This window comes from Citrobacter sp. Cs237 (assembly GCF_030332325.1).
GTDB classification, from domain to species: domain Bacteria; phylum Pseudomonadota; class Gammaproteobacteria; order Enterobacterales; family Enterobacteriaceae; genus Citrobacter_A; species Citrobacter_A sedlakii.
In genome coordinates this window covers 64109-76834 of sequence record NZ_JAOWIB010000044.1, presented here as the reverse complement: position 1 = coordinate 76834, position 12726 = coordinate 64109, and the positions used below count along the sequence as shown (strand labels likewise).

The window sequence follows — 12726 nt, the reverse complement described above, 5'->3', positions numbered from 1 at the left end:
TTATTGACGGAGCACACACATTTTAATTTCGATATTTCTCGTTTTTGCTCGTTAACGATAAATTAACAGTATGCCTACAGGGCATCGCGGACGTCAGTGACCTCCTCGCTTACAATAAACACTAATCTCTTCAGGATCCGATTATGAGTCAAACATCAACCTTAAAAGGCCAGTGCATTGCTGAATTCCTCGGTACCGGGTTGTTGATTTTCTTCGGTGTGGGGTGTGTCGCTGCGCTAAAAGTCGCCGGAGCGTCTTTTGGACAGTGGGAAATCAGCGTCATCTGGGGGCTGGGGGTAGCGATGGCTATCTACCTGACCGCAGGCGTGTCTGGCGCGCACCTGAATCCGGCAGTCACCATTGCGTTATGGCTGTTTGCTTGTTTCGACAAGCGTAAAGTTGTTCCTTTTATTATTTCTCAGTTTGCCGGCGCGTTTTGCGCAGCGGCGTTAGTTTACGGGCTTTATTACAATCTTTTCGCGGACTATGAGCTGACGCACCACATCGTACGCGGCAGCGTTGAAAGTGTTGATCTGGCTGGCACTTTCTCGACATATCCCAATCCACATATCAATTTTGTGCAGGCCTTCGCGGTTGAAATGGTGATTACCGCTATTCTGATGGGGCTTATCCTGGCGCTGACCGACGACGGTAACGGTGTTCCTCGCGGCCCGCTGGCGCCGCTGCTGATTGGCTTGCTGATTGCGGTTATCGGCGCATCAATGGGGCCACTGACCGGCTTTGCAATGAACCCGGCGCGTGACATCGGTCCGAAAGCGTTCGCCTGGCTGGCCGGTTGGGGTAACGTGGCCTTCACCGGCGGCAAAGATATTCCTTACTTCCTGGTGCCGCTGTTCGGCCCCATCGTCGGCGCTATTCTGGGCGCGTTTGCCTATCGCAAGCTGATTGGCCGCCATTTGCCGTGCGATACCTGTGTCGTGGAAGAGAAGGAAACCACGGCCGCTACACAACAAAAAGCTTCGCTGTAATGTGACTACGGGACAAAAATTATGACTGACAAAAAGTATATCGTTGCGCTCGACCAGGGCACCACCAGCTCCCGCGCCGTTGTGATGGATCACGATGCGAATATCGTGAGCGTTTCCCAACGCGAATTTGAGCAGATCTACCCGAAAGCAGGCTGGGTAGAGCACGACCCGATGGAAATCTGGGCGACGCAAAGCTCTACGCTGGTGGAAGTCCTGGCGAAAGCAGACATCAGTTCCGATCAAATTGCAGCGATCGGTATCACCAACCAGCGTGAGACCACCATTGTCTGGGAGCGTGAGACCGGCAAGCCGATCTATAACGCCATCGTCTGGCAGTGTCGTCGTACCGCCGACATTTGCGAGCACTTAAAACGCGACGGCATGGAAGAGTATGTCCGTAGCACCACCGGTCTGGTGATTGACCCTTACTTCTCCGGCACCAAAGTGAAGTGGATCCTCGACCATGTTGAAGGCTCACGCGAGCGCGCGCGTCGGGGCGAATTGTTGTTCGGTACAGTGGACACCTGGCTTATCTGGAAAATGACCCAGGGACGCGTACACGTGACGGATTACACCAACGCCTCGCGCACCATGCTGTTCAACATCCACACCCTGGACTGGGACGACAAGATGCTGGATGCGCTGGATATTCCGCGCGCGATGCTGCCGGAAGTGCGCCGTTCTTCTGAAGTGTACGGCCAGACCAATATTGGCGGTAAAGGCGGCACGCGTATTCCTATCGCCGGTATCGCCGGTGACCAGCAGGCGGCACTGTTCGGCCAACTGTGCGTTAAAGAAGGGATGGCGAAGAATACCTACGGCACCGGCTGCTTTATGCTGATGAATACCGGCGAGAAAGCAGTTAAGTCCGAAAACGGACTTTTGACCACCATCGCCTGTGGCCCGACCGGCGAAGTGAACTACGCGCTGGAAGGTGCGGTGTTTATGGCCGGTGCGTCTATCCAGTGGCTGCGTGATGAAATGAAGTTGATCAGCGACGCCTTCGACTCTGAATATTTTGCCACCAAAGTGAAGGACACTAACGGCGTGTATGTGGTGCCGGCGTTTACTGGCCTCGGCGCACCCTACTGGGACCCGTATGCCCGTGGCGCGATCTTCGGCCTGACCCGTGGGGTGAATTCCAACCACATCATCCGCGCGACGCTGGAATCGATCGCTTATCAGACCCGTGATGTGCTGGAGGCAATGCAGGCAGACTCCGGTATTCGCCTACACGCTCTGCGTGTTGACGGCGGCGCGGTCGCTAATAACTTCCTGATGCAGTTCCAGTCGGACATTCTCGGTACACGCGTCGAGCGCCCGGAAGTGCGTGAAGTCACCGCGCTGGGGGCGGCGTACCTTGCGGGTCTGGCGGTTGGCTACTGGCAGAACCTCGATGAGCTACAGGAAAAAGCGGTCATTGAGCGTGAATTCCGCCCTGGCATTGAAACTACCGAGCGTAACTACCGTTACAGCGGCTGGAAAAAAGCGGTGAAACGCGCGCTGGCGTGGGAAGAACACGACGAGTGATTGTGGAATGCCGGATCGAGGCTTCGCCTTATCCGGCCTACCACGACTGGCAGGATCCCGGCTGGATGGGACACGTTAGCGTCGCCATCCGGAAAAATCTTTATGCGGGGGCAACCCCGCACACACATCAATAATCAGGCCCCTTCCCCTGTGCTACACTGCGCGCCATCCCTTTCTGCTACGAGTTTGCTATGAGACGAGAACTTGCCATCGAATTTTCCCGCGTAACCGAAGCGGCGGCGCTGGCTGGCTACAAATGGTTGGGACGCGGTGACAAAAACACCGCAGACGGCGCGGCGGTAAACGCGATGCGCATTATGCTTAATCAGGTCAATATTGACGGCACCATTGTGATTGGTGAAGGCGAGATCGATGAAGCGCCAATGCTCTACATCGGCGAAAACGTGGGAACCGGCCACGGCGATGCGGTGGATATCGCTGTCGATCCAATCGAAGGCACGCGTATGACGGCGATGGGCCAGCCCAACGCGCTGGCGGTGCTGGCAGTCGGCGATAAGGGGAGCTTCCTGAACGCGCCGGATATGTATATGGAAAAGCTCATCGTCGGACCGGGCGCGAAAGGCGCTATCGACCTGAATCTTCCGCTGGCGGACAACCTGCGCAACATCGCCGCCGCGCTTGGCAAGCCGCTGTGTGATTTAACGGTAACCATTCTGGCGAAGCCGCGTCACGATAATGTGATTGCGCAGATGCAAACCCTCGGCGTGCGCGTATTCGCCATTCCTGACGGCGACGTAGCAGCCTCCATTCTGACCTGTATGCCTGACAGCGAAGTCGACGTGCTGTATGGCATTGGCGGCGCGCCGGAAGGCGTGGTCTCCGCGGCGGTGATCCGTGCGCTGGATGGCGATATGCAGGGTCGTCTGCTGGCGCGTCATGACGTCAAAGGCGACAGCGAAGATAACCGCCGCATTGGCGAACAAGAGCTGGCACGCTGTAAAGCGATGGGGATCGACGCGGGAAAAGTGCTGCGTCTGGACGAAATGGCGCGTAGCGACAACGTGATTTTCTCCGCCACCGGCATCACCAAAGGCGATCTGCTGGAAGGGATTAGCCGCAAAGGCAACATCGCCACCACCGAAACGCTGTTGATTCGCGGAAAGTCCCGCACCATCCGCCGTATCCAGTCCATTCACTATCTGGATCGCAAAGACCCGGACGTGCAGGCGCATATCCTGTAATTGATTTGTTCGTTCGAGCCTTCCAGCCCATCCGGGCTGGAAATCTTGCGGCCAAGGAACGAAGATAAAGGGACGAGATCAGAACAGGAGAAAACCATGGCAGATTGGGTAACAGGCAAAGTCACGAAGGTACAGAACTGGACCGATGCCCTGTTTAGTCTGACCGTCCACGCCCCCGTTCATCCTTTTACCGCCGGTCAGTTTACCAAGCTTGGGCTGGAGATTGACGGCGAGCGCGTCCAGCGCGCTTACTCCTACGTGAATGCCCCCGATAACCCGGATCTGGAGTTTTACCTCGTCACCGTTCCCGACGGCAAGCTAAGCCCGCGTCTGGCGGCGCTGAAGCCCGGCGATGAAGTCCTGGTGGTGAGTGAAGCCGCAGGTTTCTTTGTGCTGGAGGAGATCCCCGACTGCGACACGCTGTGGATGCTGGCGACCGGCACCGCCATTGGCCCGTATCTGTCGATTCTGCAGTGGGGAAAAGATCTGGACCGCTTTAAAAATCTGGTGCTGGTCCATGCCGCGCGCTACGCCGCCGATTTAAGCTATTTACCGCTCATGCAGGAACTGCAAAAACGGTATGAAGGCAAGCTGCGGATCCAGACGGTGGTCAGTCGGGAAACCGTCGCTGGTTCGTTAACCGGTCGCGTTCCGGCGCTCATTGAAAGCGGCGAGCTGGAAAAAGCCATCGGGCTACCGATAGATAAAGAGACCAGCCATGTGATGCTCTGCGGTAACCCGCAGATGGTGCGCGATACCCAGCAGTTGTTGAAAGAAACCCGGCAGATGAGCAAACACTTGCGTCGTCGCCCAGGTCATATGACCGCAGAGCACTACTGGTGAATATTTTGCCGGAGGGCGACATCGCCGGATCCGGCCTGCTGTTTACCGTTCCGCTTTATACTTAACGTCCTGGGTGTCTTTGCCGAACTTATTTTCCCCCTGGGTGCCGATAAACGCGCCCAGATCGATAATCATCATGATAAGAATCAGCGTCGGTACAAAGCGCCCCACCGCCCATTGCCACATACCTGGCAGGATTGCCCAGTTTCCAGCCAACAACATCCACGCCAGAATCATCAAGAGCGCCCACAGTCCGGAACGCCCACGGTCGTGAAGGCGTTTTACTGTCACCGCCGCCGTCGGCCAGAGCAGGCAGACCAGGCAAAACGCCGCGGTTTGGATATCGAGCAACGACTGGCTCGCCAGCGAAAACAGGACCACCATGCCGACAAGCCACAGAACCATCCAGATCCAGAAATCACGGCGGCCAATACGCCCTTTAAATGAGAATAACCACTGCTGTATGGTCATGTAAGTTCCTTTAAAATAGAAAACGCCGACAGTTTACCCTTTTGACAAGCCAGACGGTTATCGTTTTAATCGTGAGCAGTCATAACGAAAGGTAAGATTGATGAAGCCAGGATGTTCACTGTTTTTAATGTTATTTTCAGCGATGACGTTCAGCGTGACCGCGCTGTCGGCGGAGCCTCTGGTCGCCCCCACAGCACCATACTTGCTTGCCGGAGCGCCAACATTTGATCTCTCTATCAGCCAGTTTCGCGAAAACTTTAACCAACAGAACCCAAAGCTTCCGTTAAACGAATTCCGTTCTATCGACAGCAGTCGCGATAAAGCCAATCTCACCCGCGCAGCCAGCAAAATTAACGAGAATCTGTACGCTTCTACCGCCCTTGAGCGGGGAACGTTGAAGATCAAGAGTATGCAGATCACCTGGCTGCCGATCCAGGGGCCGGAACAAAAAGCGGCGAAAGCGAAAGCGCTGGAGTACATGACGGCCGTGATCCGCACCGTCGCACCACTGCTGACCAAAGAACAAAGCCAGAAAAAGCTGCAAAAACTGCTCGCCGCAGGAAAAAATAAACGCTACTACGCCGAAACCGAAGGCGCAATTCGCTATGTTGTGGCAGATAACGGCGAAAAGGGGCTGACCTTCGCGGTTGAACCGATTAAGCTGGCGTTATCTGAGGACCTTGAGGGGCTTAATTAGTGATAAAAAGCAAAGCCTCTCAGGGGAAAATCTCTATACTGTTTCACAGACCATGCTGCTCGCAAGAGTGGCCATCTTCCTTAATTCGCTGACAAAGCGTGGAGAATTACAATGCGACATCCTTTAGTGATGGGTAACTGGAAACTGAACGGCAGCCGCCATATGGTAAACGAGCTGGTGGCTAACCTGCGTAAAGAGCTGGCTGGCGTTGCTGGCTGTGCGGTTGCGATCGCTCCGCCGGAAATGTATATCGATCTGGCGAAGCAGGCCGCGGCCGGTAGCCACATCATTCTGGGCGCGCAGAACGTTGACCTGAACCTGTCTGGCGCATTCACCGGTGAAACTTCCGCTGAAATGCTGAAAGACATCGGCGCGCAGTACATCATTATCGGCCACTCTGAGCGTCGTACTTACCATAAAGAGTCTGACGAGCTGATCGCGAAAAAATTCGCCGTACTGAAAGAACAGGGCCTGACGCCAGTTCTGTGCATCGGTGAAACCGAAGCCGAAAACGAAGCAGGCAAAACCGAAGAAGTGTGCGCACGTCAGATCGACGCCGTGCTGAAAACCCAGGGCGCAGCAGCGTTCGAAGGCGCGGTCATCGCGTACGAGCCGGTATGGGCTATCGGTACCGGTAAATCAGCGACGCCTGCGCAGGCACAGGCGGTGCATAAGTTTATCCGTGACCACATTGCCAAAGCGGACGCGAAAATCGCTGAGCAGGTCATCATCCAGTACGGCGGTTCCGTAAACGCGTCCAACGCGGCGGAACTGTTCGCTCAGCCGGACATCGACGGCGCGCTGGTTGGCGGTGCTTCTCTGAAAGCGGATGCTTTCGCTGTCATCGTAAAAGCGGCAGAAGCGGCTAAACAGGCGTAAGTTGTCAGGACGGGAGGACCTCTCCTCCCGTCACTATCGCTTTACCAGTAACCCAGCCAGCGCCACCAGAAGGCACCAGTCACTCCCCAGATGGTCAGATTGACCACACTCATGACCAGCCCCGTTTTCCACCATTCCGCCAGCGTGACATAGCCCGATCCAAAGATGATAGGCGCAGTGCCCGTACCATAGTGCGTGAGCGACATCATCAGAGAGGATGAAAAACCGAGCATCAGCCCAAGCAGTGCGGGTGGCGCGCCAAGGCCTAATCCCGCGGCGAAGAACGCAGCAAACATCGCTGTAATATGCGCAGTGGTGCTGGCAAAAAAGTAGTGCGAGTAGACGTAAAGCAGAATCAGCAAAAGCGTCGCGATGCTCCAGTGAACGCCGAGATGGTCAATGGCGCTTCCGACGCTGGTCGCCAGCCAGCCCACCAGACCCAGCTTACTGAGAAAATCCGCCATCATCACCAGTGCGGCAAACCAGACGATAGTATCCCATGCCCCACGACACTTAAGCATATCGTCCCAGCTTAATACGCCGGTCAGCAACAAAATCGATAAGCCAATTAACGCGGCACTGGTGGGATTAACAGTCCAGCCGCTGCCCATGAGCATCGCAGGAACACCCGCCCACAGGCAGAGCAACAAAATGAAAACCGCCAGGGTGATTTTTTCCGCCAGCGAGAGCGGACCAAGCGCATCCAGTTTTTCCCGCGCGAACTGCGGCGCATTCGGCGTGCGCGTAATCGCGGGCGGATAGAGCCACCAGATAACAATGGGCATCACGACCAGTGATACGACCGCAGGAAGCAGCGCGGCAATAGCCCACATCCCCCAGGTCATATTCAGTACCCCATCCGTTCCCTTCAGCAGAAAGCTGACAATTAGCGGGTTAGGCGCGGTTGCGGTGATAAACATCGCAGAACTGATCGGGTTAATGTTGTAGTTCACCAGCGCGAGATAGCGTCCCGTGGAGCCATTTTCACTGTTTCCCGGCTGCGAGCCGAGGCTTTCCGCAATGGCCCGCATCACCGGATGAATAATGCCGCCGCCGCGCGCGGTATTGCTCGGCGTGACTGGCGCAATCAGCGTTTCAGCGAGGGTGAGCGCCCAGGCGATACCCAGCGTTCTTTTACCAAACAGCGCAATAAATCCGTAGCCAATGCGCGCGCCCAGCCCGGTTTTCAACAGACTTTGCGACAGCATGATCGACAGGCCAATTAACCAGATCAGCTGGTTTGAAAAGCCGCTTAACGCATCATTAAGCGCTGCCGAAGGTTTACCCGGATTGGTAACACCGGTCATTGCCACCAGCATAATCGCCACAACTGCGATAGCGCCAATCGGCATTGCTTTACCGATAATTGCCGCAATCGTGCCGATAAACAACGCCAACAGGTGCCACGCCTCTGGGGTGACCTCAGGTGGGCAAGGGATAACAAACCAGATTGTCAGCGTAATCACAAGCGAGATGATGGCAGGCCAACAGCGGATGGGGGTTAATCTGTCCATGAATCTGTCCTTGAGTTTCCAGTGCGCAAATCAGCGCTTCGCTATTAACCGCCATCGCTCCATATAAAACAATTCACCATCTCACAAAACAAAAAATTAACACCATAATGAAACTATAATTTCCCCAGCACGCTGAACCAGGCGTAATCCAATGGGAGCAGCACAAAATAAGTTGCCAGCGCCAGTGCGATACATAGCAACATGCCTGCCCTTGCCGGTACCTTCCCTAACGCCATCGCCACCACTATCGGTGACGCCTGATACGGCAACAGCGGAGTGGAATAACCCAGTACCTGAATCATAATCACCGACAGAAGCGGAAAACCGGTGGCCTCAGAGAAGCTCTGCGCCAGTGTGGTGTAAAGCGCCGGGACACCATTAGCGGTCATAATGAAGTTGAGCGCGGTGGTAATGCCGGTCAATGCGAGGAAGCTGGTAAACGGCGCCTGCGGATCGAGCGGCATGACGTGCAGGAGCGCCTCACCCACCGCATCGCCAATCCCCGTTTGCGTGACGGTCATCGCCAGCCCAAGTATGCCTGCAACGTACAGGCAGGTACGGAAGTTCACGCCCGAGGCAAACTCGTCTCCGCTGATAAAACCGATACGCGGCAGCAAGGTTATCACCGCCGCCGCCAGTCCTGTCCATGCAGGACCAATACCGTGCCAGCTCTCACTAACCCACATCACCAGCACCACCGCTAACATCCAGGCCAACCGTTTTTCGGCGCGACTCATCGGCTCAGGCGGCGTTAATTCGCGCGGCGCCTGAGGCTTGCCTGGAAATAATCCGCAGATCAGTACAATGAGCAAAGCGCCTTTCAACCAGCCCAATACCGGCGTGTGCAGAAGCAGATAGGGGAGATAATTGAGATGGATGCCGTATGCGCCTTCCGCCGCGCCGCTCATCACCAGATTCGGCACGTTAGCCGGTAGTATCGTGGCAGAAAGCTGGAAAGTGCCGAAACCGACAGCAAGCGCCAGGCCGTACCATGCGCGGGTTCCGTCCTTAATTCCGGCACGCTTCGCCATCGCCGCGACGACAGGCATCAACAGTGCGATGCGCCCCATGTTAGACGGCATCACAAAGGCCAGCGCGTAGCTCAGTAGCACCACGCTCGCCACCATTAGTGGCCAGGAGTCGGTCAATCTTGAAGACAGTGCCCTCGCCGCCCGGTCTGCCAGCCCCGTTTTCCGGATCGCCACGCCAAGTACAAAACCGCTGAACACCAGCCAGAACGCCGACGAAGCAAAACCACCGAAGATGACGTCCGGCGGCGCGATCTTTGCCATCATCGCCACGGTAAAGAACAGCAGTGCGGTGATGAACTCCGGCAACAGCGAGGTTGCCCAGAGCAGAATGGTGATGCCAATCACCAGCGAAGGAAGAAAAAGGGGATGCGAAAGCCAGAGCGACATGCCTGTCTCCTGTCGTTTTTTTCATCAAGAATACGGGGACAGGCAGGTCGAGTAAATGACAGATTAGCAGGGGCTAGCGGAGAATATCACACTGATGATCCTGAATTTCCTCTGCCGAGGCACGGTTCAGCGTGAGCAGATTGCGTTGCGTCGCCAGTAAAACAAACGCGTTATCGCTCTGGCGAGCCATCGCCAACGCATAGCTTCCCATATGGTCACGCGCGTCCGGCACTTCTTCCGCCAGCATCATAAACGGACTACGCTGCGCCAGTTCGCTTTCGGTCACACGACGCGCCAGATACACATGTCCGCGCAATCCGCCTGGCAGGGGGAGCCAACGGGTACTGACATTCGCGAGATTTGCGTCCAACTGCGCGCGAACATCGGGACGCAGGCAGGAGATATGGATGTGGAAATGGTTCTGTGTCCGCCCGGTACGTGAGTTTATCGTCAAGGAAACGGCGCTGTCCGGTATCTCCTTACCGTACTTCTGGCTCATAAAGCTGCGCGCCTGCCAGGCCAGCCAGAAAAAATTGGGCGTGTACGGCTCGGTCAGTAACGGACTTTCTGTACCGTTGATGCGATACGTTGGCATCAGGAGATATTGCAGCGGACCGTTGCGGTCTTTGAACACCACGTAACCGGCATCGGGTTTTACTTCGGCACACGGCGCCGGATTTTGCCGCTGCAGTTGGTTTGGCAGACATTGCTCAAAAACGATGTCGCGTAATGCGTCAGGATTACGCATAAATTTCCAGTAACCCACACCCGCAGCGGCAACAAACACCAGCAGTGCCAGCAATCCATAAACGATTTTTTTCATGACGCGTTCCCTGTATCTAAACGACCTGCAAGAGTAACGCAAAATGATGACAAATAAAAAAGCCCGGCGGCAATTGCCCCGGGCCGATGCTCAACACACAGATTAACGTTTACTGATCTGATCGAACGTGCCGCCATTCGAGAAATGGTCTTTCTGCGCTTTCGTCCAGCCGCCGAAGACGTCATCAATGGTAAACAGCTTTAGCTTCGGAAAGACATTTTCATATTTCTTCGCCACCTCCGCATCGCGCGGACGGTAGTAGTTTTTCGCGGCGATCGCCTGGCCTTCCGGCGAGTACAGGTATTTCAGGTAAGCTTCCGCGACCGTCTGTGTTCCCTTTTTATCCACCACTTTGTCGACGATGGAGACGGTCGGTTCGGCGAGGATCGATTCGCCAGGCGTCACAATTTCGAATTTATCTTTGCCCAGTTCGTTGGCAGCCAGCAACGCTTCGTTCTCCCAGGCGATCAGTACGTCGCCAATGCCGCGCTCAACGAAGGTGTTAGTTGAACCGCGTGCGCCGGAATCCAGCACTTCCACGTTTTTATACAGCGCTTTCACGAACGCCTGGGCTTTGGCCTGGTCGTTATTGTTGTGATGCAGCGCGTAGCCCCAGGCCGCCAGATAGTTCCAGCGCGCCCCGCCAGAGCTTTTTGGATTTGGGGTAATCACCGAAACGCCCGGCTTGACCAGATCGCTCCAGTCACGGATTTGTTTGGGGTTGCCTTTACGAACAAGGAAAACAATGGTGGAGGTATACGGTGCAGAGTTGTCCGGCAGGCGTTTGATCCAGTTTTTATCAATGCGGCCCCGTTCGGCAATAGCATCAACGTCATAGGCCAGCGCCAGCGTCACCACATCGGCTTCGATACCGTTTATCACCGACGTGGCCTGTTTGCCGGAACCACCGTGAGACTGGCGGATCACCACATTATCGCCCGTCTCCTGCTTCCAGTGGGCGCTAAACGCTTTATTGTACTGCTCGTACAGCTCACGGGTTGGATCATAAGACACGTTAAGTAACTGAATATCCTTTGCCAGAACGCTGGTCGATGCCAGCAATAATGTTAACCCCACGCACCATTTGTTCATCGCCCAACTCTCTTATGCTGTGTTGTGATGAAGAAAGCGTGCCAGAAATGCATTCAAACATTAAAGAATAAAAAAAGATTGGCTATAACTTGGGGGAATATGAAAAACGGGGAATTTGTCTGATCAACGCAGACTGCCAGCCGGCAGTCTGCGGTACACGCGTTAGTACAGTTTCTTCGCGCAGTCCAGCCAGTCACCTTTAAACGGACGCTTCATGTTCTCAATTGCGTCGATGATGTCATGGTGCACCAGTTTTTCGTTCTGAATGCCAACGCAACGACCGCCAAAGCCTTCCAGCAGCAGCTCAATGGCGTACGCGCCCATGCGGGAAGCCAGGATCCGGTCATAAGGCACCGGCGAACCCCCACGCTGAATGTGGCCCAGAACGGTTGCACGGGTTTCACGGCCTGTCTCTTTCTCGATGTAATGCGCCAGTTCATCGACATCACACATATGCTCAGTGATCGCGACGATGGCGTGTTTTTTACCTTTCGCGATACCGGCTTTGATCTCAGCAACCAGATCGTCACGGCTGAATTCCACTTCCGGCACCACCACAAATTCGCAGCCACCGGCAATAGCCGCTGCCAGCGTCAGGTCGCCGCAGTAACGGCCCATCACTTCAACGATGGAGATACGCTGGTGGGAAGACGAGGTGTCGCGCAGACGGTCAATGGCTTCTACCACGGTACCCAGAGCGGTGAAATAACCAATGGTATAGTCGGTGCCTTTGATATCGTTATCGATAGTGCCCGGCAGACCGATGCATGGGAAACCCATTTCAGTCAGGCGTTTCGCCCCCATGTAGGAACCGTCGCCGCCGATAACCACCAGCGCGTCGATCCCCCGTTTTTTCAGGTTTTCGATAGCCACGGCGCGGATGTTTTCGTCACGGAATTCCGGGAAGCGCGCGGAGCCCAGGAAAGTACCGCCACGGTTGATCATGTCGGACACGCTGTAACGGTCAAGCTGCACCATGCGGTCTTCATACAGACCCAAGTAGCCATCATAAATGCCCATGACTTCCAGTCCTTCCGTCAGTGCTGCGCGCACCACACCACGGATTGCTGCGTTCATGCCCGGCGCATCACCGCCGCTTGTCAACACACCGATTTTCTTAATCATGACTACCTCTGAACTTTGGAATGCAAATTGAAATCTGTTGCCGGAAGTCGATTCTGCACATCGAGACGATCCAACGAATATGCAAATAGTATAACAATCGCTCCCTGCTGAATTGATTCAGGTCAGGCCAAATGGCGGTAATT

Annotated in this window: 12 protein-coding genes; 6 read left to right on the top strand and 6 right to left on the bottom strand. The window is 55.2% G+C overall.

Going from position 1 to position 12726, the window contains the following annotated elements:
• Window positions 1-143: 143 nt before the first annotated feature.
• The 4 genes from glpF to fpr all read left to right on the top strand — a co-directional run bounded on the left by glpF (window position 144) and on the right by fpr (window position 4564).
• A complete protein-coding gene (glpF, locus tag OGY07_RS01620) occupies window positions 144-989 on the top strand; it encodes a glycerol uptake facilitator protein GlpF (protein ID WP_042292580.1) in 846 nt (281 codons plus the stop codon).
• 21 nt (window positions 990-1010) lie between these two features.
• Entirely contained in the window at window positions 1011-2519 is a 1509-nt protein-coding gene (gene glpK, locus OGY07_RS01615) for a glycerol kinase GlpK (RefSeq protein WP_042292577.1), read from the top strand.
• 191 nt (window positions 2520-2710) lie between these two features.
• On the top strand, window positions 2711-3721 hold the full coding sequence (gene glpX / locus OGY07_RS01610) for a class II fructose-bisphosphatase (RefSeq protein WP_286598287.1): 1011 nt from the start codon (window positions 2711-2713) through the stop codon (window positions 3719-3721).
• Between the two features lie 96 nt (window positions 3722-3817).
• The gene (fpr, locus tag OGY07_RS01605; RefSeq protein WP_042292566.1) at window positions 3818-4564 is read left to right on the top strand and encodes a ferredoxin--NADP(+) reductase; all 747 of its coding nucleotides are present in this window, start codon (window positions 3818-3820) and stop codon (window positions 4562-4564) included.
• 42 nt (window positions 4565-4606) lie between these two features.
• On the opposite strand, the gene OGY07_RS01600 is transcribed toward fpr, so the two are convergent.
• Window positions 4607-5035 carry a DUF805 domain-containing protein gene (locus OGY07_RS01600; RefSeq protein WP_181822229.1) on the bottom strand — a complete coding sequence of 143 codons (429 nt, stop codon included), beginning with the start codon at window positions 5033-5035 and terminating at the stop codon, window positions 4607-4609.
• Between the two features lie 100 nt (window positions 5036-5135).
• Here OGY07_RS01600 and OGY07_RS01595 point away from each other — a divergent pair, with 100 nt between their 5' ends.
• Window positions 5136-5732, top strand: coding sequence for a YiiQ family protein (locus OGY07_RS01595; RefSeq protein WP_042292561.1), 597 nt, complete (start codon window positions 5136-5138; stop codon window positions 5730-5732).
• Between the two features lie 111 nt (window positions 5733-5843).
• Entirely contained in the window at window positions 5844-6611 is a 768-nt protein-coding gene (gene tpiA / locus OGY07_RS01590) for a triose-phosphate isomerase (RefSeq protein WP_060571000.1), read from the top strand.
• Between the two features lie 41 nt (window positions 6612-6652).
• Here tpiA and OGY07_RS01585 read toward each other — a convergent pair whose 3' ends face one another.
• From OGY07_RS01585 to pfkA, 5 genes are all read right to left on the bottom strand, one after another.
• Complete coding sequence (locus OGY07_RS01585; RefSeq protein ID WP_042292556.1) at window positions 6653-8125, bottom strand: DASS family sodium-coupled anion symporter; 1473 nt, start codon at window positions 8123-8125, stop codon at window positions 6653-6655.
• Between the two features lie 113 nt (window positions 8126-8238).
• The gene (locus OGY07_RS01580) at window positions 8239-9543 is read right to left on the bottom strand and encodes an SLC13 family permease (RefSeq protein WP_042292554.1); all 1305 of its coding nucleotides are present in this window, start codon (window positions 9541-9543) and stop codon (window positions 8239-8241) included.
• 73 nt (window positions 9544-9616) lie between these two features.
• Window positions 9617-10366: a CDP-diacylglycerol diphosphatase gene (locus tag OGY07_RS01575; RefSeq protein WP_286598280.1), complete on the bottom strand. Its 750-nt coding sequence runs from the start codon at window positions 10364-10366 to the stop codon at window positions 9617-9619.
• A gap of 102 nt (window positions 10367-10468) precedes the next feature.
• A complete protein-coding gene (locus OGY07_RS01570; protein WP_286598278.1) occupies window positions 10469-11458 on the bottom strand; it encodes a sulfate ABC transporter substrate-binding protein in 990 nt (329 codons plus the stop codon).
• Window positions 11459-11620: 162 nt separating this feature from the next.
• Entirely contained in the window at window positions 11621-12583 is a 963-nt protein-coding gene (gene pfkA / locus OGY07_RS01565) for a 6-phosphofructokinase (RefSeq protein WP_042292548.1), read from the bottom strand.
• Window positions 12584-12726: the final 143 nt, after the last annotated feature.